The organism is Mesorhizobium sp. 113-3-3, from assembly GCF_016756495.1.
Lineage (GTDB): Bacteria > Pseudomonadota > Alphaproteobacteria > Rhizobiales > Rhizobiaceae > Mesorhizobium.
Genome location: NZ_AP023243.1, coordinates 4,639,858 through 4,659,427 on the forward strand (window position 1 = coordinate 4,639,858; position 19,570 = coordinate 4,659,427).

20 protein-coding genes are annotated in these 19,570 nt (G+C 63.1%); 8 read left to right on the plus strand and 12 right to left on the minus strand.

The window, feature by feature from the left end; genetic code table 11:
* Window positions 1–10: 10 nt before the first annotated feature.
* From JG746_RS22810 to JG746_RS22820, 3 genes are all read right to left on the minus strand, one after another.
* Window positions 11–589 carry a hypothetical protein gene (locus tag JG746_RS22810; RefSeq protein WP_202359442.1) on the minus strand — a complete coding sequence of 193 codons (579 nt, stop codon included), beginning with the start codon at window positions 587–589 and terminating at the stop codon, window positions 11–13.
* A 97-nt stretch (window positions 590–686) separates the two neighbouring features.
* Window positions 687–2,000, minus strand: a complete 1,314-nt coding sequence (glyA, locus tag JG746_RS22815; RefSeq protein ID WP_202354776.1) for a serine hydroxymethyltransferase — start codon at window positions 1,998–2,000, stop codon at window positions 687–689.
* Window positions 2,001–2,194: 194 nt separating this feature from the next.
* Window positions 2,195–3,841 (minus strand): Na+/H+ antiporter, encoded by a 1,647-nt coding sequence (locus JG746_RS22820; protein ID WP_202354777.1) that lies wholly within the window; start codon window positions 3,839–3,841, stop codon window positions 2,195–2,197.
* Between the two features lie 403 nt (window positions 3,842–4,244).
* On the opposite strand from JG746_RS22820, the gene JG746_RS37690 reads away from it, so the two are divergent.
* Window positions 4,245–4,970: a helix-turn-helix domain-containing protein gene (locus JG746_RS37690; protein ID WP_274609309.1), complete on the plus strand. Its 726-nt coding sequence runs from the start codon at window positions 4,245–4,247 to the stop codon at window positions 4,968–4,970.
* A 60-nt stretch (window positions 4,971–5,030) separates the two neighbouring features.
* Here the strand turns inward: JG746_RS37690 and JG746_RS22830 are convergent, their stop codons facing one another.
* The 5 genes from JG746_RS22830 to JG746_RS22850 all read right to left on the minus strand — a co-directional run bounded on the left by JG746_RS22830 (window position 5,031) and on the right by JG746_RS22850 (window position 9,473).
* A complete protein-coding gene (locus tag JG746_RS22830) occupies window positions 5,031–6,284 on the minus strand; it encodes a L,D-transpeptidase family protein (protein ID WP_202354778.1) in 1,254 nt (417 codons plus the stop codon).
* Between the two features lie 359 nt (window positions 6,285–6,643).
* The gene (locus JG746_RS22835) at window positions 6,644–7,027 is read right to left on the minus strand and encodes a hypothetical protein (protein WP_244730394.1); all 384 of its coding nucleotides are present in this window, start codon (window positions 7,025–7,027) and stop codon (window positions 6,644–6,646) included.
* Between the two features lie 229 nt (window positions 7,028–7,256).
* The gene (gene ldtR / locus JG746_RS22840) at window positions 7,257–7,772 is read right to left on the minus strand and encodes a transcriptional regulator LdtR (RefSeq protein WP_013896002.1); all 516 of its coding nucleotides are present in this window, start codon (window positions 7,770–7,772) and stop codon (window positions 7,257–7,259) included.
* A 238-nt stretch (window positions 7,773–8,010) separates the two neighbouring features.
* Window positions 8,011–8,433, minus strand: coding sequence for a DUF6163 family protein (locus tag JG746_RS22845; protein WP_115139495.1), 423 nt, complete (start codon window positions 8,431–8,433; stop codon window positions 8,011–8,013).
* Window positions 8,430–9,473 (minus strand): enoyl-CoA hydratase/isomerase family protein, encoded by a 1,044-nt coding sequence (locus JG746_RS22850; protein WP_202354780.1) that lies wholly within the window; start codon window positions 9,471–9,473, stop codon window positions 8,430–8,432. The genes JG746_RS22845 and JG746_RS22850 overlap by 4 nt, the downstream gene beginning before the upstream one ends.
* 185 nt (window positions 9,474–9,658) lie before the next feature.
* Between JG746_RS22850 and JG746_RS22855 the strand changes: the two genes are divergently transcribed.
* The 4 genes from JG746_RS22855 to JG746_RS22870 all read left to right on the plus strand — a co-directional run bounded on the left by JG746_RS22855 (window position 9,659) and on the right by JG746_RS22870 (window position 13,239).
* A complete protein-coding gene (locus tag JG746_RS22855) occupies window positions 9,659–10,480 on the plus strand; it encodes a DUF2066 domain-containing protein (protein WP_202354781.1) in 822 nt (273 codons plus the stop codon).
* 109 nt (window positions 10,481–10,589) lie between these two features.
* On the plus strand, window positions 10,590–11,621 hold the full coding sequence (gene hemB, locus JG746_RS22860; protein ID WP_202354782.1) for a porphobilinogen synthase: 1,032 nt from the start codon (window positions 10,590–10,592) through the stop codon (window positions 11,619–11,621).
* 259 nt (window positions 11,622–11,880) lie between these two features.
* The gene (locus tag JG746_RS22865) at window positions 11,881–12,423 is read left to right on the plus strand and encodes a glyoxalase superfamily protein (protein ID WP_202354783.1); all 543 of its coding nucleotides are present in this window, start codon (window positions 11,881–11,883) and stop codon (window positions 12,421–12,423) included.
* Window positions 12,424–12,591: 168 nt separating this feature from the next.
* Window positions 12,592–13,239: a dihydrofolate reductase family protein gene (locus tag JG746_RS22870; RefSeq protein WP_202359444.1), complete on the plus strand. Its 648-nt coding sequence runs from the start codon at window positions 12,592–12,594 to the stop codon at window positions 13,237–13,239.
* 204 nt (window positions 13,240–13,443) lie between these two features.
* Here the strand turns inward: JG746_RS22870 and ppk2 are convergent, their stop codons facing one another.
* Window positions 13,444–14,364, minus strand: a complete 921-nt coding sequence (gene ppk2, locus JG746_RS22875) for a polyphosphate kinase 2 (RefSeq protein WP_202354784.1) — start codon at window positions 14,362–14,364, stop codon at window positions 13,444–13,446.
* Window positions 14,365–14,645: 281 nt separating this feature from the next.
* Between ppk2 and JG746_RS22880 the strand changes: the two genes are divergently transcribed.
* Entirely contained in the window at window positions 14,646–15,689 is a 1,044-nt protein-coding gene (locus tag JG746_RS22880; RefSeq protein ID WP_202354785.1) for an aldo/keto reductase, read from the plus strand.
* Between the two features lie 97 nt (window positions 15,690–15,786).
* Here JG746_RS22880 and JG746_RS22885 read toward each other — a convergent pair whose 3' ends face one another.
* Window positions 15,787–16,758, minus strand: a complete 972-nt coding sequence (locus tag JG746_RS22885; protein ID WP_202354786.1) for a glycosyl transferase family 90 — start codon at window positions 16,756–16,758, stop codon at window positions 15,787–15,789.
* A 196-nt stretch (window positions 16,759–16,954) separates the two neighbouring features.
* Here JG746_RS22885 and JG746_RS22890 point away from each other — a divergent pair, with 196 nt between their 5' ends.
* Entirely contained in the window at window positions 16,955–17,101 is a 147-nt protein-coding gene (locus JG746_RS22890) for a hypothetical protein (RefSeq protein WP_202354787.1), read from the plus strand.
* A 54-nt stretch (window positions 17,102–17,155) separates the two neighbouring features.
* Here JG746_RS22890 and JG746_RS22895 read toward each other — a convergent pair whose 3' ends face one another.
* Both JG746_RS22895 and JG746_RS22900 read right to left on the minus strand, forming a co-directional pair.
* Window positions 17,156–17,389 carry a DUF982 domain-containing protein gene (locus JG746_RS22895; protein WP_244730396.1) on the minus strand — a complete coding sequence of 78 codons (234 nt, stop codon included), beginning with the start codon at window positions 17,387–17,389 and terminating at the stop codon, window positions 17,156–17,158.
* Between the two features lie 129 nt (window positions 17,390–17,518).
* Complete coding sequence (locus JG746_RS22900; protein ID WP_202354788.1) at window positions 17,519–18,184, minus strand: GntR family transcriptional regulator; 666 nt, start codon at window positions 18,182–18,184, stop codon at window positions 17,519–17,521.
* 112 nt (window positions 18,185–18,296) lie between these two features.
* Here JG746_RS22900 and JG746_RS22905 point away from each other — a divergent pair, with 112 nt between their 5' ends.
* Entirely contained in the window at window positions 18,297–19,550 is a 1,254-nt protein-coding gene (locus JG746_RS22905) for a multidrug efflux MFS transporter (protein ID WP_202354789.1), read from the plus strand.
* Window positions 19,551–19,570: the final 20 nt, after the last annotated feature.

Below are 19,570 nucleotides of genomic sequence, written 5' to 3' on the forward strand. Positions count from 1 at the left end.
GACCCGACCGTCACGGCGCGACGTCCTTGGTCGGGAAGCCGCAAGACGTTCCGAGATTGCGATAGGCCTTGGTGAAGCCGTCCATCGGGATGCTGGCGAAGGCCTGCTTGCCGAAAGTAACGTCGAGCGAGACGACCTGGCGCATGGCTCGCAGCAGCGCGAGACTGGTCTTGGCCTGGTTGTCGACCGTCCAGCTTGGACGGCCAATGAGGGCATCGTTGGAATAGACCGTTGCGGAAACCTTGACGCCTGGATCGCCGAACGTCGCCGCGATCTTCTTGCCGGTCGGCAACTGCTTGTTGTCAACGGTGAGCATGATGGCCGGGTAGGCATCAGGGGGCAGCGTGTCGCCGGTCGAGATCGACAAGGTCAGCGTGCCCGAATTGCCGCTCGCATCGAAGAACGCCGTCGAGGCCGCGCAGGTCTTGTGCGCATCCTGGCCGGTGTCAAGCGTATCGACCATGGTTGTCCATCGGCCGAAGGTGCTCGTGGCAGGCAGGTCCGGAGCGGGCTGTGTTTGCGCCGAAACAGGACCGCAAATGGCCAGCCAGCCGACAGCGCCGAGCAAGGCGATACGAAAATTGCGCATCATCAAATCTCCAGTTCCATGCGCCACCCGATCAGGGGTGGCGCACCGCCGGCGGATAAAAGATGACGCTTCGCGCCTGGTCAATCGATAAGGATGGTCAACCGAGATAAGGATAGAGCGGGAAACGATCGGTCAGCGCCACAACCTTGGCCTTGACCGCCGCCTCGACCGCGGCATTGCCCTCGTCCGAATTAGCGACCTTGAGACCATCCAGCACCTCGGCGATCAGCTTGCCGATCTCGCGGAATTCGGCCTGGCCGAAGCCACGCGTGGTGCCGGCCGGCGTGCCGAGACGCACACCCGAGGTAACGAAGGGCTTTTCCGGGTCGAAGGGAATGCCGTTCTTGTTGCAAGTGATGTTGGCGCGGCCAAGAGCGGCCTCGGCGCGCTTGCCGGTGGCGTTCTTGGGGCGCAGATCGACCAGCATCAGATGGTTGTCGGTACCGCCGGAGACGATGTCGAGGCCGGTCTCCTTGAGGCTCGAAGCCAGCGCCTTGGCGTTGGCGGCGACACTCTCGGCATAGATCTTGAAGCTCGGCTTCAGCGCCTCGCCGAAGGCCACCGCCTTGGCGGCGATGACATGCATCAGCGGGCCGCCCTGCAGGCCGGGGAACACGGCCGAGTTCATCTTCTTGGCAATCTCTTCGTCGTTGCACAGGATCATGCCGCCGCGCGGGCCGCGCAGCGACTTGTGCGTGGTGGTGGTCACCACATGGGCGTGCGGCAGTGGCGAGGGATGCACGCCGCCGGCGACGAGGCCCGCAATATGCGCCATGTCGACCATCAGATAGGCGCCGACCGCATCGGCGATCTCGCGAAAGCGCTTCCAGTCCCAGATGCGCGAATAGGCGGTGCCGCCGGCCAGGATCAGCTTCGGCCTGGTCTCATGCGCGGTCTTTTCGATCGCGTCCATGTCGAGCAGATGGTCTTCCTTGCGCACGCCATAGGAGACGACCTTGAACCACTTGCCGCTCATGTTGACCGGCGAGCCGTGGGTGAGATGGCCGCCGGAATTGAGGTCGAGGCCCATGAAGGTGTCGCCGGGCTGCAGCAGCGCCAGGAACACCGCCTGGTTCATCTGGCTGCCTGAGTTTGGCTGGACGTTGGCGAAATTGCAGCCGAACAGCTTCTTCGCCCGCTCGATGGCCAGTTCCTCGGCCACGTCGACGAACTGGCAGCCGCCATAGTAGCGCTTGCCCGGATAGCCCTCGGCGTATTTGTTGGTCATGATCGACCCCTGCGCCTCTAGCACGGCGCGGGAAACGATGTTTTCCGAGGCGATCAGCTCGATCTCATGGCGCTGGCGGCCAAGCTCGTTGCGGATGGCGCCGAAAATCTCCGGATCGGCGTCTTCCAGCGTGGTTTCGAAGAAGGATTCGAATTTGTTCGACGCTGCCGCTGCTGTTGCCATGGCCTGAAATCCTCCGGTTCGGGGCAATTTACCTATGCTTATCGTTGCCCCAAAACCGCTGCACACTTTTGGGCGACATGCATTGCCGCGCCATTAACACAGTTGTTTTCGACCCGCCACGTTTGCGGCGCGAAATTTGCTGGCCGGTTTGCGGCAGAGACTGCAAATCCACCGCCTCTGGGGCATCGCCGGCGCTATTTCCGCGTCTGCCTGCCGTTCAAAAGGGCTTCGGTGAGCGTGATCTCGGTGAACAGCGCCCGCGCCGTGTGGTCGTTGATATCGCCGCGGCGAAGCATGGCGCGCACGGCGTCACGCTCGGCGGCGATGCCGGCCAGCCTCAGATCGATCTCCAGCCTTCCCGCCTCGCGCATCTCGGCGCGTGCCTCGTCGGCCTCGTCGGACGCCGCGATGCGTCGCCGATAGGCAGCAACGATGCCGTTGGCGGCGGCCAGCTTGAGGCCGGGCACATCGCCCTCCCCTTCGTCATCGGTCTGCGCGATGCTTTCGAGGTGGGCGATCGCCGCCTTTGCCGCGCCGACGCGCGCCATGCGTTCCTCGGCAGCACCAGCGTCCTCGCCGGGCTCTACCAGTCCGCGCGCGATCACCGGCAAGGCCAGGCTGGCGATGACGAGCGAGCAGATGATGACGCCGGCGGCGAGGAAGATGACCAGGTCGCGCGCGGGGAATGGCGAACCATCCTGCAAGGCCAGCGGCAGCGACAATATGCCGGCCAGCGTGATGGCGCCGCGCACGCCCGCCACCGAACCGGCGAGCCGCACGCGCATGCCGAACGGTTCGGCCTGCCGCTTGCCGAGCCGCGCCGCAAAACCGGCCGTGATGTCGCCAATCCAGATCCAGACGAAGCGTAGCGCGATCAGGCAAAGGGTCAGCAGCAGGACCGTCAGCACCGGTTCCAAAAACCAATGGCGGCTGGACAGTTCGGGCGGAACCTTGCGGATGATCTCGGGAAGCTGCAGGCCAAGCACGATGAACAGCGCGCCGTTGAAGACGAAGGAAAACGTCGTCCACAGCGAGATCGTCTGCATGCGCGCCGAGACGCCGAGGAAGCGGAATATGCCGGTGCTCCCGGTCAAGAGGCCGGCGGTCACTGCCGCCAGGATGCCCGAAGCGCCGAAATGCTCGGCGCCAAGATAGGCGACGAAGGGAAGCAGGATGGTGATCAGCACCTGCGCCTCGGCCGGCACGCCGCCGATGCGGTTCAAGAGTTGCAGCGCCTTGGCGGCGACGAACAAGGCCGCCACGCCGGCCAGGATGCCGACCGCCACGGCGTAGAGGAAACTCAGCGAGGCGGCGGCAAAGGAAAAACTGCCGGTCAGTGCCGCCGCGACGGCAAAGCGGAACATCACCAGGCCCGACGCATCGTTGAGCAGCGACTCGCCTTCCAGAATGTGCATCAGCCGCGCCGGGACGACGTTCCTGTCCACAATCGAGGAGACGGCCACCGCATCGGTCGGCGACAGCACCGCCGCGAGCGCGAAGGCAACGACCAGCGGAATGCTCGGCACCAGCCAGTGCAAGGCATAGCCGAAGCCGACAATGGTGAAGAAGACGAGGCCGATGGCGAGGTCGAGGATCGGCCCGCGCAGCGCCATCAGTTCTCGCTTGGGCGCGCCGAAAGCGTCGCTGAACAGCAGCGGCGGAATGAACACCAGCAGGAACAGTTCCGGATCGATCTCGACATGGATGCCGCGCACCGGCCAGGCAAGGGCAGCACCTATGGCGATCTGCAGCACCGGCAGCGGCACCCGCACCAGCCGCACCAGCGCGCCGGAAACGGCGACGAAGACGAGCACGACGAGGACGAAGATGGCGGCTTGCATGGCGCGATTCCGGCTGTTTGGGGAACCATGCGCAATCGTCGCCGTCGCGTCCAGACAGCGCCGGCTCGGCGATTGCCGGAGCACGGCAGACCGTGCGGCCGGCATCAGGCCGACGCCAAAAAAAGGCCGGCACCTGGCGTCAGCGCAAGGCTGCCTAGGGGCACCAGGTGGCCGGCCGCACGCCAGCCCCCCGTTGACGTGCGTATGCAGGGGCGCCGGTGTCCAGGCATTCGGACTTGAATGCCGGATGCCGGCGCTGCTCCTTTCTGGATAATCGAGCATCGTCCGGCATCAACCTCCCGATAGCGCGGGGTTGACAGAGGGGTTTCGCCGGGCGGCTGCCTTGCAGCCGACATACCGCTGTGCCACGCTGCATCACGGCTGGCGAGCGGGGGTTCGATCGATGCTGTCACGGATCATGGCACTTGCCGAACCGGCCCTGGCCTCGGAAACGGCCGAGGGCGCAAGCACCGCTTATTTCGCGGCGATGGAAAGCTTCGGCGCTTCGTATCTGCAGACCCGCCTCTACCGAAGGCCGACAGTGACGCTGACCTCGGCCAGCCATTGGGCGGCTGGAGGCTTCATCACGCGGCTGGCGCCGGCGGACTGGCCGGGCAGCCCGGCATTCGACTATGTCTGCTTCGAATGCAATCCGTTGCTGGGCGCGATCCGCGAAAACCGCACGCGCTACCGCTTCTCCGATTTTGCCCCGCGCGGCAGCGCGCAATTCGGTACCTACTGGGACGCGCTCGGCGAGGCGGCGATCAACGACGCGCTTTGTTCCACCTCCTATGGGGCGGATGGCGCCATAGCCTCGCTGCATCTCGGCTTCCACCGGCGCGACTTCACGGATGAAGAGAGTTTTGCCATCCAGATGGCCGGCCTCGTGCTGACCGAACGGCTGATGGATCTGACGACGCCCCCGCCCACCGCCACCGTCCGGCTGACGGTGCGCGAGCGCGACAGCCTGGCGCTTGTCGCCGAAGGCAAGACGGATTGGGAAATCTCGGTCATTCTCGGCATTGCCGAAGCGACGGTGCGCTTCCATGTCGACAATGCCAGGCGCAAGCTCGGCGCCGTCAACCGCGCGCAAGCGGTGGCGCGGCTGGTGAACCAGCGGCTGATCTAACAATCCCGCAAACAAAAAGGCCGCCCCTTCGAGCGGCCTTTCGTCAAGACTATCAGCTGCTTACAGCGAAGATGTGATCTGCAGTTCGCTGGCGCCGTCCAACGCGTAGACGTCGTCGCGGAACTGGACGACCCCTGGTCCGGTCGACCAGGCGGAGAGATAGAGGAAGTGCACCGGCACCGGGTTGGTGACCTGGATCGGCGTGTTCTGGCCAGTCTTGATCGCCGCCTCGAAATGCTGGCGGTCCCAACCGGGCGTGTCGCGCAGGATCCAGGTGACGAGATCGCGCACGTTCTGGACGCGCACGCAGCCCGAGGAATCGAAGCGCATCATCTTGCCGAACAGGCTCTGCTGCGGGGTGTCGTGCATGTAGACGCCGTCCGGGCTCGGGAAGTTGATCTTGACCGACGCCATGGCGTTTTCCGAACCGGGATCCTGGCGGAACCGGTACTTGGCCGCATCATCCGTCGACCAGTCGACATTCATCGGATCGACTTCGCTGCCATCCGGCGCGAACAGGCGGATATGGCTGTTCTTCAAATAGTTGGGGTCCTTCCGCATCAGTGGAATGATGTCCTTGCGCACGATCGAAACCGGCGCGTTCCAGTACGGGTTGACGATGATCTCGTTGATCTTGGAATTGACGATCGGCGTCTGGCGATCGATCTTGCCGACGATAGCGGTGTGGCGGAGCACGACGCGGTCATTCTCGACCGCTTCGATCTGAGCGGCCGGAATGTCGACCAGCACGTAGCGGTTGCCGAGCGTGCCGGCCTTCTCCTTCAGCCGCTGCAGATTGGTCTGCAACTGGCCGAGCCGGACCTGCGCCGAAACATTCATCGCCGCATAGGTGTATTTGCCCATGGAGCCGTCAGCCGGCAGGCCATGGCGCAACTGGAACCGCTTGACGGCCGAGTCGACATAGGAATCGAAGGCCGTCGAAATGCCGGCGCTCTGCGACAGATCGCCCGCAACCATCAGGCGCTTGCGCAGCGGCACCACGTCCGGATCATCGACGCCGAGTTCCAGTTTCTTCGTCGCGGGAACCTGTACCCAGCCGCCCTGCCCGACAATGTTCTGATACTGCGCGACCGCCTGCTCGGTGAACGCAACGGTCTGCGGGCTGAAGATCGGCAGCGTCGATGCCACCTTGCCGCCTTCGCTGGCGCGGGCGTCGAACTGATCGTCCCAATTGCCGCGGGCCGAGGATTTCAGGATATCCCCGATCACATCCTGTGCGCTCGCACGGCCGGCCACCATGGCGGCGGCGAGCAACGAGGCTCCGGAAAGGAAAAAGCGGCGGCTGGTTCTCATGGACGTTCCAGACATAGGTAGCGGTTCGATCATTTGCTGTGTCGATCATCGGGCGATCTCGCCCGCACTCTAAAATTGGCAATCTTAACAATTAGCCAACCATGGCCCGTATCACATTGCCAAGAAACGCACGAGGCGCGATACGGTTGCGGGTGGACGCATGATCTTCACGACAGCATCACTGCCACCCTCGGTTCCATTGGAATATGGCGGCAACGTGGCCTTGCGCCCAATTTGAGCCGACCGGCGTGGCGAAATGAAAGGGGCGTGGTTTTTCGGTATCGAACCCACCTTGCCCTCGCATTGTCAGGGCCATGACGTGGCGCGCGGGAACCGCGGCGTTCTATCGGCGCGGACAGCTAAGGCTTCGGGCTGGTCTTGGCCTCCAGCTCCGAACACCGTTGCAGCACCTGGTACTCGGGATACCGCAATATCTTGTTGTCATCGAGTTTGAGCAACAGCGCGCGTCTCTTCTCGACACTCTGCTCGTCATCCGAGCAGGTCATGTCCATGATGACTGCCTCCAGGCCCCTGAGTTTCTGGACCCTGTCGAGTGTGCAGCCGACTTCCCACATGTCCACGGACTTGTCGGTGAAGGTCACCCTGGAATCATTGTTGTCGCAGGGGCTGCTGCCTTCGATGGCGAAGGAGTCTTTCCACCAGTCCTCCGCGAAAGCCATTTCCGGTGCCAGCAGGAGCACCGCGGCGACCGAACAGATTTTGAAGCAGTTCCTCGGGCCCATCATGTCCCCCTTGGGCGGCGACATTAGCATTGTCGAGGCGAAAGCAAAGCGGGCGGCGGAAGCCGCCGGTGACCGGCTTCCGGTGCTGCATCGGTCAAGAGACGACCACCGAACTGCCGGCTGGCTGTCCTTGACGAGAAAAAGGGCCGGTGCTTTTCGGCACCGGCCCCTGACTGGAGGTCGCTGTTCGGGCCACGCTTCTGCGGCGCGGCTGCCGTTCGTGGATTGCTTACATCCGGTAGGCGATGGTGTCGTTCCAGAAGCGGTCGAGGCGCTGCAGGGCGCGGTTCATCTGCTTGAACTCGTCGGTGTTGATGCCGCCGACCTGTTCGATCGAGCCGACATGGCGCTCATAGAGACCGGCGACCACGTCCGCCACCTCATTGCCCTTCGGGGTCAGCGAGACGCGGACCGAACGGCGGTCGATGCGCGAACGCTGGTGGTTGATGAAGCCGAGATCGACCAGCTTCTTCAGATTGTAGGAGACGTTCGAGCCGAGATAGTAGCCACGCGAGCGCAGCTCGCCGGCGGTCAGCTCGGAATTGCCGATGTTGAAGAGCAGCAGCGCCTGGATGGCATTGATGTCGGAACGGCCGTTGCGGTCGAATTCGTCCTTGATGACATCAAGCAGACGGCGGTGCAGCCGCTCGACCAGCTGCAGCGATTCCATGTACAGGGAACGGATAGCCTCGCGGCGATCGTCGGAAACGTTGGCGGTCTTCGCCGCCGGACGCGAATTGATCATTGTCTTTGCCTCTCGTTTGTCGCCCTGGTGATTTTTTGTTTTTCACCTTGATCGCGACACTATCGAATACTCATAAAATTCGACTTAAACGCTAGGGCTAACAAGAGCTTACCGGTAAGAGGTTTCGGAAGAGGCTTAACGAACGGTCACCCGAGTAAGGATAATTAACCTAAAGGCTTAGGCAGTCATCGCAGGGTTCAATCCGGGCGTTTGCCAAGACGCCAACGGGCTCAACGGTTTAGTGCCGGACGGGGCGTTTTTGCAGCCATATGACGACGCGAAAGACGATGTAGAGCAGCGCCACCGCCGCATGCGAGACGACGATCAGCAGGCGATGACCGAAAAGCTCGGGAAAACCGGCATACATGACGGTCTCGGTGACCGCGCAGATGAACCAGATCACCGGCCCCCACGAGGCCAGCATCCAGAGCCCCGCCGCGGCAAAGGGGAAAAACACGGCGAGCATCACCGCCGCCACCTGCCAATGCACCGGCATCAGGTCGAAGCGCCACAGCGAGCCCGGATAGAAGCCGATCAGCTTGATCCAGTACAGGATGCCGAACAAAAGGCAGTAGCCGGCGATGACGCGCTGGAACCAGGCGAAGATCACCTCGACCGTCGAGGGCTGCAGCACGACGCGTCTCGACGTCACCTCGCTCATAGCTGGAGTTCCCGTTCGCCGAGCGGGGCGAAATAGGCATCGATATCGGCCGCGCTCACCGCATCCAGTTTCGCCGGCCGCCATTGCGGGGTCGAGCCTTTGTCGATGATGGCGGCGCGGATGCCCTCGTAGAAATCATGGCCGGCGAGCATGCGGTTGAGAATGCGGAACTCCATCTTCATGCATTCATCCATCGACAGCGTCTGGCCGGCACCGATCTCGCGCCAGGCAATGTGAAGGCTGGTCGGCGAGCGGCTTCTGATCATCGCCAGTGTCTTCTCGGCAAAGGCATCACCGCCGGCTGCGTCCTCAAGACTGGCGATGATGCCGGCGAGCGTGCCTTGCGAAAAATGGCGGGCGATCGAATCAAGGTCCTGCCGTTCCGTCTCGCGTTTGGCCGGGACGAAGAAATCCCGCAACTCGGCGTTCGGGTCATTGCTGGTCGCCAGCTCGTCAAGCAGCCCTGCCTGATCGTCGGCCTTGATCGTGTGCGTGGCAAGGCCGGACCACAGCGCATCGCCATAACGGATACGCGCTCCCGTCAAGCCGAGATACATGCCAAAGCTGCCGCCAAGATCCGGAAGCAGATGGCTGGCACCGACATCGGGGAAGAAGCCGATGCCGACCTCGGGCATGGCGAACTGCGCATTCTCGGTCATTATGCGGTGTGAGCCATGGAAGGAGATACCGACGCCGCCGCCCATGACGATGCCGTCGATCAGCGCGACATAGGGTTTCTTGAAGCGCGCGATGCGGGCGTTGAGCCTGTATTCATCAGCAAAGAAATCGACTGGCGGCTTGCCGGCGCGGCCGCCCTCGTAGACCTGCAGGATATCGCCGCCGGCGGAAAACGCCCTGCCCTCCGCCTTGACGACGACGACGTTGACGCTCGCATCCTGCTCCCAGGCATCGAGCGCCTTGCCGAGCGCCTTGACCATGTTGTGCGTGATGGCATTGAGCGCCTTCGGCCGCGTCAGCGTGACGACACCGGCTCTGCCCAGCCGCTCGAAGCGGATCTCGTCGCCGCCACCAAAATCCATCGCCAGAGAATCCCTCCCCCGCGCCTGCGGGACTGAAGTGCTAAAGGCGGCGCATGGGTGCGTCAATGGCAGCAGCCTCCGCGCCGTGGTCTTGGCGACCTGCGGCGGCCGATGCTACGAAGATCGCCGCCGTCGCAAGCGATGCGCCGCTATCGCGCGCCGACGGCGTCGGGGAACAGTTGGCCATGCCAGGATTTCTTCGTGCCTTGCTCTTGACGATCGGGGTGACAATCGCCTGCATGGCGCCTCGTGATGCGTTCGCCGTCACGACCGACGAGCTCTACCAATCACAGACCATCGTCACCGGCCAGGGCGAGGTGAACCGCCAGATAGGCTTCAGGGATTGCCTGGACCGGGTCCTGGTCAGGGTCTCAGGCGATCGGCGTCTTCCTGAGAAACCCGAAATGGCGGCCCTTCGCGACAAGGCCGGCGATTTCGTCGACACCTTCCGCTACCACGACCGGCTGGAGGGCATTCCGATCCATGACGAGCAAGGCACGCATGACCGGCCGCACGATCTGACCTGCCTCTACAAGCCCGCCACGGTCGACAAGCTGCTCGCGCAACTCGGCAGCAAGCCCTGGCCTGGCGAGCGACCGACGCTTGCCGTCTTTTTCACCGCCGAACAGGGTGCCCGGCATTTCGTGCTCAGCGCCGAAGAGAAGCGTGGTGAGACGATGCGCGAATCCTTCGCCAATGCCACCGGTCCGCTGTTGATGCATGTGGTGTTTCCGAAGGCAGCGCTGCTGGCCGAATTCGGCGAAAAAGGGCTGCGCACCGACGACATGGCAAGGCTGGATCGCCTGGCCAAACAGACCGGTGGCACACAAGCGCTCGCCGGCAGCATCGTATGGAGCGACAAGGAGCTCGGCTGGATCGCCGACTGGCGGCTGGCCGATCAGGGCAAGACCTATCGCTGGCAGGTCCGCGGCGTCAGCTTCGACGAGGCGTTCCGTGTGGCCATCGGAGGCGCAGCGCAGATTCTTTCGGGCAATGGGCAACCCTGACCGGATAGACATGGCAGGACGTACGCCCCACCGCCGGCTTGGCACAAACGTGTCGCATTGGTCTGCGCCAAGGGCTCGTGGTAAAAGCCGCTGAAAGAGAGTTTTGGCGATGAACAAATTCACCCCGACAAAGCCAGCCGGCGCGCGCAGCGTCGACGAAATCACCGGCAGCCGCCGCCTGCGTCGCATGCGCAAGGCCGATTGGTCGCGCCGCCTGGTGCAGGAGAACCGGGTCACCGTCGACGACCTGATCTGGCCGATCTTCGTCGTCGAGGGCAGGAACGTACGCGAGCCGATCGCCGCCATGCCCGGCGTCTTCCGCCTGTCGGTCGATCTCGCTGTCAAGGAGGCCGAACGCGCGGCCAAGCTCGGCATTCCGGCGCTCGCCACCTTCCCCAATGTCGAACTCGGCCTGCGCGACCAGACCGGTTCGCACATTCTCGACCCGGAAAACATCATCAACCGCGCCACCCGCGCCATCAAGGACGCGGTGCCCGGGATCGGCATCATCACCGACGCGGCGCTCGACCCGTTCACCAGCCACGGCCATGACGGCATCCTGCGCGACGGCATCATCGTCAACGACGAAACGGTCGAACAGGTCGCGGCGGCGGCCGTCATCCAGGCAGCGGCCGGCGCCGACATCATCGCGCCGTCCGACATGATGGACGGCCGCATCGGCGCCATCCGCGACGCGCTCGACGCAAACGGCTTTCAGGACGTGGCGATCATGTCCTATGCGACGAAATTCGCCTCGGCCTTCTACGGCCCCTACCGCGAGGCGGTGGGCACCGCCGGCCTGCTCAAGGGCGACAAGAAGACCTATTACATCGACCACGCCAATTCGGACGAGGCGGTGCGCGAGGCCGAGCAGGACATCGCCGAGGGCGCCGACATGCTGATGGTCAAGCCCGGCCTGCCCTATCTCGACATCATCCGCCGGCTGAAGGACGAATTCCAGATGCCGACCTTCGCCTACCAGGTGTCGGGCGAGTATTCGATGATCAAGGCGGCGGGCGCCAATGGCTGGATCGACGGCGAGAAAGCGATGCTGGAATCGCTGCTCGCCTTCAAGCGCGCCGGCTGCGACGGCATCCTGACCTATTTCGCGCCAGAAGTGGCACAGATGCTTAAGGGCTAGTCCCGGCCTCCCCGCAAAGCCTTTCAGCAGATGTCACCATTCTTTCGCCCCGCCGGCGGTTCTTTCGAATTCCCGCAGACAAAAACCGGCGGCTGCGGCTATGATGCCGGCACGGCCGGAGGCGGCCGGCAGCCCGCACCTCGCCGAGAGGTATGGCGAACGCCTCCAGAGGATGCTTCCTGACCGTTTCACCGTCGGGCGAAGGCGTCGGCAATGCGGGCACTGACGAAGGCTTCGCCGTGACCCCGAGGAAACGGACATGCTTGCCTATCGTGATGCCAAGACCATGGCGAAAGCCATGCGGGAGGCGCTTGCCGACCGCGACCTGACGATCAGCCACAGCGAAGCGCTAGAGATCGTCGCGCGCCAGTTCGGACTGGCGACCTGGAATATCCTTTCGGCGAAGATCGAAGCGCCGCCTGCCAGGCAGGAGACAATCATCTTCGAACGGATAGCACCGATCGTGCGCATCTTCGACATAGCCAAAGCGCACGAATTCTACCTCGGCTATCTCGGCTTCAGCGTGGACTGGGAGCACCGATACGGCGACAACTTCCCGCTTTATACGCAGGTTTCGCGCGGCAACCTTGTCCTGCATTTGTCCGAACATGCCGGCGACGCGACCCCGGGCGGCAACATGGTCGTCTATATGAGAGGCATTCGCGACTTCCACAGGGAACTTGCGGGCAAGGGTTACCGCTACATGAACCCCGGCCTGGAACATGAGGACGGGCGGCTGACGGTCGAGGTCATCGACCCGTTCAGCAACCATATCCGCTTCATGGAACTCACCGACGAATGAGCCGACAGGGCAGCCGTCGCCGGCGGCTGCCCGTCGCCATCCGAACAATGCGGACATCGATTGGCAGCGATGTCCGGCTTTCGTTTTGCAAATAGCGCTTGCAATTCGCAATCGGTTTGCTACAAAACAACTGCTTGCGAAACACAACCGGTTACCAAGGAGGCTTTCATGTCCATGCTGCGTGTCAACGCATTCACCCTGTCGCTCGACGGCTACGGCGCCGGTCCCGATCAGGATCTGCAAAACCCGCTCGGCATCGGCGGGGAATCCTTGCACAAGTGGTTTGTCGACACCCCAACCTTCCGCAATATGGTGCTCGGAAAAGATGGCGGCACCAACGATCTCAACGAGACGTTCGCGGCGCGCAGTTTCGAAAATCTCGGCGCATGGATCCTCGGCCGCAACATGTTCGGGCCGATCCGCGGCGAGTGGCCCGACGACAGTTGGAAAGGTTGGTGGGGCGTCAACCCTCCCTACCATGTGCCGGTTTTCGTACTGACGCACCACGAGCGGGCGCCCATCACGATGGAAGGCGGCACGACCTTCTATTTTGTGACCGACGGCATCCATTCGGCGCTCGAACAGGCCAAGGCGGCGGCCGGCGGCAAGGATGTGCGGATCGGCGGCGGGGTGTCCACCATCCGGCAATATCTGCAGGAGAGGTTGATCGACGAGATGCATCTTGCAATCTCGCCGGTGTTGCTTGGCAAGGGCGAGCACCTCTTCGCCGGCCTGGATATGCTGAAGCTTGGCTATCAATGCACCGAGCAGGTGGCGACGGCGCTTGCCACGCACGTGGTGATCAAGCGGGGTTAGCGGCTTTCTCCCCGTTCTACGGGGAGAAATGCCCGGCAGGGCAATGAGGGGCGGCGCTGACGTTTCGAAGATTTGCGCTGCCGGCGACGCAAGCGATTGCATACGGTTGAAGGATGACTAGGCCCAACTTTCGACGCGGCGCCGCCCCTCATCCGCCTGCCGGCACCTTCGCCCCGTATAGTGACGGGGAGAAGGGAGCTAATCTCAATACTTCTCCGGCACGTAAAGTTCGCGCGGCAGCGTCTGGCGCTCGTATTCGGGATTGAATACGCGTTCCGGCAGCGTGATTTCCTCGTGCGGCACCTCTTCATACGGCATCTGCTTGAGCAGATGATCGATGCAGTTCAGACGCGCGCGCTTTTTGTCGTTGCCCTCGACGATGAACCAGGGCGCCTCGGGAATGTTGGTGCGGGCGAAGGTTTCTTCCTTGGCCTTGGTGTACTGCTCCCAGCGCACGCGCGATTGCAAGTCCATCGGCGACAGCTTCCACTGCTTCATCGGGTCATGGATGCGCATCAGGAAGCGCATCTGCTGCTCCTCGTCGGTGATCGAGAACCAGTATTTCACGACAGTGATGCCCGAGCGCACCAGCATGCGCTCGAACTCCGGCACGTCGCGGAAGAATTCCTCGACCTGCCCTCCATCGGCAAAGCCCATCACCCGCTCGACACCGGAGCGGTTGTACCAGGAGCGGTCGAACAGCACGATCTCGCCGCCTGCCGGCAGATGCGGGACATAACGCTGGAAGTACCATTGCGACTTCTCGCGCTCGGTCGGCGCGGGCAGCGCCACGACACGGCAGATGCGCGGGTTGAGCCGCTGGGTGATGCGCTTGATGACGCCGCCCTTGCCGGCGGAATCGCGCCCCTCGAAAATCACCACCAGCTTCTTCTTGTGGTAGGCGACCCAGGACTGCAGCTTGATCAGTTCGGACTGCAGGGTGATCAAGTCGCGAAAATATTGCATGCGGTCGATCGAAGGCGGATGCGCGTTCTTGTAGATCTTGGCGATCTCCATCGACAGCGCCGGCTCCGACATTTCGAGCTCATAATCTTCGTCGAGCGTGTCGGCGAGCTCGGCTTCGAGCCAGTCCTTGGCGGGAGAATTCTGTCTTAGCTCGGTCATTTGCACTGCTCCGCTTGCAAGCCCTGTCGGTTTCCGTACGGCGCCCCAAAGTGCTGGCCAGCAGCCTGGAAGGGAAACACCTGAGCCGACTTCAATATAGACCGGCAGTGACGGTTTTATTGCAGCCCAAGCGCGATAGCGGCCGCCGCGGCGTCCCCCATGTCCAATTGATCCATCGCCATGGCATGGCGACAAGCCGGCCGAATTGTCCTACAAATGGCCGTCACATTCCGGGCAGCCCTTTGGCCCCGCCCCCATTCAACACGATCGCGAGGACTGACATGGAATACCGCACCCTTGGCCGTTCCGGCCTGAAGGTTTCGACACTGACTTTGGGCACGATGACCTTCGGCGGCACCGGGCCCTTCGCCGCGGTCGGCAACAGCGATCTTACCGAAGCCAAACGCATGATCGACATGTGCATCGACGCCGGCATCAACCTCATCGACACCGCCAATGTCTATTCCAACGGCCTGTCGGAGGAGATCATCGGCGAGGCGCTCGGCGGCAAGCGCAGGAACGACGTGCTGGTGGCCTCCAAGGCGCGCATGCGGATCGGCGGCGGGCCGAACGACGAAGGCCTGTCGCGCCACCACCTGATCCGCGAATGCGAGAAGAGCCTGAAGCGGCTGAAGACCGACGTCATCGATATCTATTTCGTTCACCAGTGGGACGGGCTTACCCCGGTCGAGGAAACGGTCGCGGCGCTCGACACTTTGGTCAACCAGGGCAAGGTGCGCTATATCGGCTGCTCCAACTGGTCCGGCTGGCAGGTGATGAAGGCGCTCGGGATCAGCGACAGCCGTCACCAGCAGCGCTTCGTTACCCAGCAGATCCATTACACGCTGGAGGCACGCGAGGCGGAATATGAACTTCTGCCGATCTCGGTCGACCAGGGCCTTGGCGTGCTGGTCTGGAGCCCGCTCGCCGGCGGCCTGCTGTCCGGCAAATACCATCGCGACAGCCCGACCGCACGGCAACTCGCCGGCTGGTCCGAACCGCCGATCCGCGACGAGGACCGGCTCTGGCGGATCGTCGACGTGCTGGTCGAGATCGGCAGGGATCGCGGCGTGTCGGCCGCACAGGTGGCACTCGCCTGGCTGCTTGGACGCCCCGCCGTCTCCTCGCTGGTGATCGGCGCCCGCAACGATGCCCAGCTCAAGGACAATCTCGCAGCCGCAAGCCTGGCGCTCAGCCATGAGGAACGCCAGCGCCTCGACGCGGTCAGCCGGCCACCCTTGCTCTACCCCTATTGGCACCAGCAATTGACGGCAAAGGATCGTTTTGGCGCCGCCGATCTGGTGATCGACCGCAGCGTCATCTGACAGCAGAGGAGCAACGCCCAAAGCACGTCACGTCGAAGCGGATTGAGGTGACGCGCTTCATGCCTGTTTTGCATGTCGTTCGTTTGAGCGACATGCTTCAGCCCTCGATGAAACGCCAGACTTGGGCATCCGGCTTGAGCTGGCCGCTCAGCACGAAATATTTGTAGAGTACCAACAAGGAGATCGCCTGTTCGGTCCGTTCGTTAGCGAAGGTCCGGCAATAGGCATTCGCAGCCGCGACGATGCGCTCTGCCTTCTCCGGGTGCCGTTCGAAATAGGCCACATGATCGGCAACGTCGGAGAAATCCGCCGCAAGCGGCACATAATGGACATTGGCCTCGAGATGCCGCTCCGCGAACCATGTTTCGTATGTCGGCGGCGGCATCAGGCAGAGCGACTTCGAGCTCAGTATCCATTTGAGATTGGTCGCCACGTCATTGCCTTCGAGCGAGACGATGTAGCGGTAGCGCTGGTGCTGGCTGATGCTGAGAAAGGGCTTGGCATATTCGGCCGGCGCGTTCGGCTTGTGCGAGCCGACGTCGCAGAACGGCAGGTCGCGCACCGCTTGCAGAAACCGTGTCCTGATCGGATTGTTGAGATCGCCGCGCCACACCACCATAGGCAACTTGTCGGCGAACGAAATGGGATCAGCCGGCATCTGGAAGTGACGGAATTTGTCGAGCTTCATGATGACCGCGTTCCGGTCGTCATCACGGATGGGCCGATCCTTCACGATCGCCGGCACTTTCGGCACATCCCTGACGTCGCCAAATTCGATGTCGATGAGCAATGCGGGATCGAAATAGCGGGCGAATTCCTTCAGGTCGTAATAGTACATGGTCGGCGTGAAGGGCAGCTTGCTGACCCGCACGGCATTGGCGCTTGGCGCGAACCCATCCTGCAGCTTGTTGTAGTAATTCAACCGACGGCGCGCCGCCTCGTCGGAGAGCATGGCCTGTTCGAGCCGAACAGCCAGCCTGCGACGGAACAGGGCTTGGGGAATGACATCGCGCACGACGTTTCGCGCATAGTAGAAAACCCTTGCCGACGTCCGCGCAATTGTGGCCATGATTCACTTGATCAAAACAAACAGGCAGCTCTCAGATACGCTGGCGCCCTGCGTTTCCTACATCATTATGGCGCCGATCTGGCAAGTCCCCGGATCTCTTGGGTCGCGCCCGCGCACTGTCGTTTCAGCTGTTGTGTTTGACGGCTAATGCTCCTAGGCAGGGTCAGAGCCGCAAGGCAGGTCAAAAGGAGCCGATATGGCGCGAGCACCAAACTACGATCAGGAACGCAAGGAACGCGACCGGCAGAAGGCGGCGAAGAAGGCCGAAAAGCTGGCGGCCAAGGTTGCCGCGCGCGAACGTTCCAAGCCCGAGACAGAGATCGAAAGCGAAACGGCGGAATGACGGCAAAAGGCCCGCATATGCGGGCCTTGCCTCAATCCAGGGTGTGGCTCAACGTCAGGCAGGAGCCTTGTCGCTGACAAAGACGTCCACTTCGCGCGCCGCGGCGATAAAGGCGCGCCGCGCGTTCATGGCCGGCTTGTCGCCGGCCAACGCATCGTGGCAGGCCTGCAGCGCCGCGCGGTGCTTAGGGCTGCGCTTGCCGGGCCAGCTGTTGAGCAGGTAGTCGGAAGCCTCGCGGGCCGTGCGCAAGAGTTGAGTGCTTCCCGCCGTGACGGACTTGACGGTCACGGGAGTATCAAATCGGTTGTTTTCCATCGCCGCTCTTACGCCATCGGCGTCCGTGAAGCGAGGCCGAAAGTGCGCTTGGCGTCAGGCGCCGCCCGTTTTTGCCGGCGAGCGCCCCGCCCTGTAGCGGTGCTAAGCAGCCACGACGGCAAATCCCCTGGCGCGAAGACCGCGCCGGTCGTTGGCGAGCGACGTCACCAGCCGGTCGCGGCTGCCGACGATGTGAGCGGCAAGCAGGCGGGCCGCTTCATCGGCCTCGCCAAGGCGCGCGGCGGCCAGTATGGCGCGGTGTTCAGCCCAGGCACGACCAAGGGCCGCTTCGTCACGCATTTCCAGCCAGCGGGCGCGCGACAGGCGCGTCATGGCATCGCGCACCGCCCGGAACAGGAATTCGTTGCCCGACAGGCGCGCCAGCTCGATGTGAAAATCCATGCCGACACGATGCCACTCCTCGCGCGGCGTATTCTCGTCGCAGGAATCGAGCATCGCTTCGATGACGTCGATGGCGCCCGGTTCAGCATTCATGCATGTCAGCCGCACGGCCGCGACCTCGACCGCTTCGCGATAGACCGCGATCTGCTCGAGCTCGGCAAGGTTGATGGGCGATACCGTCCAGCCGCGGCCATCCCTGCCCACCAGCCCCTCGGTCTCCAGCCGCAGAAGTGCGGCCCTGACCGGCGTGCGCGAGGCGCCGAAGCGGCCTTCGATCCAACGCTCTGTCAGTTTCTCGCCTGGACCGATCTCGAGCCCCAGGATCATCTCGCGCAACTGCCGTTCGACATTCTGCATTTGCGACATCGGGCTTCCTTGTTGCCGCATTGACAGCAGCCGGGCTGGGGTTCATGACGGATACCATCTTGGTATCCCAAAACGGGATCCGTAACAAGCGCGGATGTCGAGCAGGCAGGACATGACACAGGAAGACACGCAACAGAGCGGTTACAACATCCATTGGCGGCGCAATCTCGCCGTCTGTTTCGCGGGCTCGTTCAGCACGCTGATCGCCATGACCCTGCTGCTGCCTTTCCTGCCGCTCTATGTCGAACAGCTCGGCGCGCAGGGCCATGCGGCCATCGTGCAGTGGTCCGGCGTCGCCTATGGCGCCACCTTCTTCGCGGCAGCCTTGGTCGCGCCACTGTGGGGACGGCTGGGCGACCGCTTCGGCCGCAAGGTGATGCTGGTGCGCGCCAGCTTCGGCATGGCGATCTGCATGTCGCTGACGGGCATGGTCGAAACGGTCTGGCAACTGGTGCTGCTGCGCCTGCTGATCGGCTTTGCCGGCGGCTATTCGTCGGGGTCGACCATATTGGTGGCCATGCAGACGCCCAAGGACCGTTCCGGCTGGGCGCTGGGCGTCCTGTCGGCGGGGATAACGGCGGGCTCGCTGGTCGGCCCGCTGCTCGGCGGTGCGCTGCCGCCGGTGATCGGCATTCGCGCCACCTTCCTCTTGTCCGGCGGCGTCATCTTCCTGGCCTTCCTGGCAACGACCTTCCTGATCAAGGAGACCCCGCGCCCGAAGCCGGTAAAGGCGGAATCGGGCGCCAGGCCGAAAAGCGGCTGGTCCCGGATCCCCGACAAGCGCCCGGTCGTGGCCATGCTGGTGACCGGCATGCTGCTGGCCTTCGCCACCATGTCAATCGAGCCGATCATCACCGTCTATGTGCAGCAGCTCGTCGAGGACCAGGGCCGGGTGACCATGGTCGCCGGCGTGGTGATGTCGGCGGCGGCGCTGGGCACCATCCTGTCGGCGTCCTGGCTCGGCAAGCTCGCTGACCGCGTCGGCCACTGGAACGTCGTCGTCGGGGCATTGGCCGTCTCTGCCCTGCTGCTCATTCCGCAAGCCTTCGTCACCAATGGCTGGCAACTGATCGGCCTGCGCTTCCTGATGGGTCTGGCGCTCGGCGGCTTGCTGCCTTGCATCACCAGCGTCATCCGTCACAACATCCCCGACGGCATCGGCGGCAATGTGCTTGGCCTGGCGATCTCGGCGCAATATGTCGGGCAGGTTGCGGGTCCATTGTCCGGCGGCTTCGTCGGCGGTCACTTCGGCATGCGTTCGGTGTTTCTCGCCACATCGGTGCTTATGGCCGGCGGAGCGATCTACAACTGGATTGTCCAGTCGCGACGCACACGACATATGGCGTTGGAAGCAAGCGAGTCCTGAGAGGCTCCGGATCGTTGCGA

Coding starts and splice junctions, on each gene's coding strand:
- glyA (WP_202354776.1), bottom strand. CDS start 2,000: ATGGCAACAGCAGCGGCAGCGTCGAACAAATTCGAATCCTTCTTCGAA.
- JG746_RS22905 (WP_202354789.1), top strand. CDS start 18,297: ATGACACAGGAAGACACGCAACAGAGCGGTTACAACATCCATTGGCGG.
- ldtR (WP_013896002.1), bottom strand. CDS start 7,772: ATGATCAATTCGCGTCCGGCGGCGAAGACCGCCAACGTTTCCGACGAT.
- JG746_RS22900 (WP_202354788.1), bottom strand. CDS start 18,184: ATGTCGCAAATGCAGAATGTCGAACGGCAGTTGCGCGAGATGATCCTG.
- JG746_RS22830 (WP_202354778.1), bottom strand. CDS start 6,284: ATGAGAACCAGCCGCCGCTTTTTCCTTTCCGGAGCCTCGTTGCTCGCC.
- ppk2 (WP_202354784.1), bottom strand. CDS start 14,364: ATGACCGAGCTAAGACAGAATTCTCCCGCCAAGGACTGGCTCGAAGCC.
- JG746_RS22865 (WP_202354783.1), top strand. CDS start 11,881: ATGCTTGCCTATCGTGATGCCAAGACCATGGCGAAAGCCATGCGGGAG.
- JG746_RS22870 (WP_202359444.1), top strand. CDS start 12,592: ATGTCCATGCTGCGTGTCAACGCATTCACCCTGTCGCTCGACGGCTAC.
- JG746_RS22810 (WP_202359442.1), bottom strand. CDS start 589: ATGCGCAATTTTCGTATCGCCTTGCTCGGCGCTGTCGGCTGGCTGGCC.
- JG746_RS37690 (WP_274609309.1), top strand. CDS start 4,245: ATGCTGTCACGGATCATGGCACTTGCCGAACCGGCCCTGGCCTCGGAA.
- JG746_RS22820 (WP_202354777.1), bottom strand. CDS start 3,841: ATGCAAGCCGCCATCTTCGTCCTCGTCGTGCTCGTCTTCGTCGCCGTT.
- JG746_RS22885 (WP_202354786.1), bottom strand. CDS start 16,758: ATGGCCACAATTGCGCGGACGTCGGCAAGGGTTTTCTACTATGCGCGA.
- JG746_RS22835 (WP_244730394.1), bottom strand. CDS start 7,027: ATGGGCCCGAGGAACTGCTTCAAAATCTGTTCGGTCGCCGCGGTGCTC.
- JG746_RS22855 (WP_202354781.1), top strand. CDS start 9,659: ATGCCAGGATTTCTTCGTGCCTTGCTCTTGACGATCGGGGTGACAATC.
- JG746_RS22880 (WP_202354785.1), top strand. CDS start 14,646: ATGGAATACCGCACCCTTGGCCGTTCCGGCCTGAAGGTTTCGACACTG.
- hemB (WP_202354782.1), top strand. CDS start 10,590: ATGAACAAATTCACCCCGACAAAGCCAGCCGGCGCGCGCAGCGTCGAC.
- JG746_RS22890 (WP_202354787.1), top strand. CDS start 16,955: ATGGCGCGAGCACCAAACTACGATCAGGAACGCAAGGAACGCGACCGG.
- JG746_RS22845 (WP_115139495.1), bottom strand. CDS start 8,433: ATGAGCGAGGTGACGTCGAGACGCGTCGTGCTGCAGCCCTCGACGGTC.
- JG746_RS22850 (WP_202354780.1), bottom strand. CDS start 9,473: ATGGATTTTGGTGGCGGCGACGAGATCCGCTTCGAGCGGCTGGGCAGA.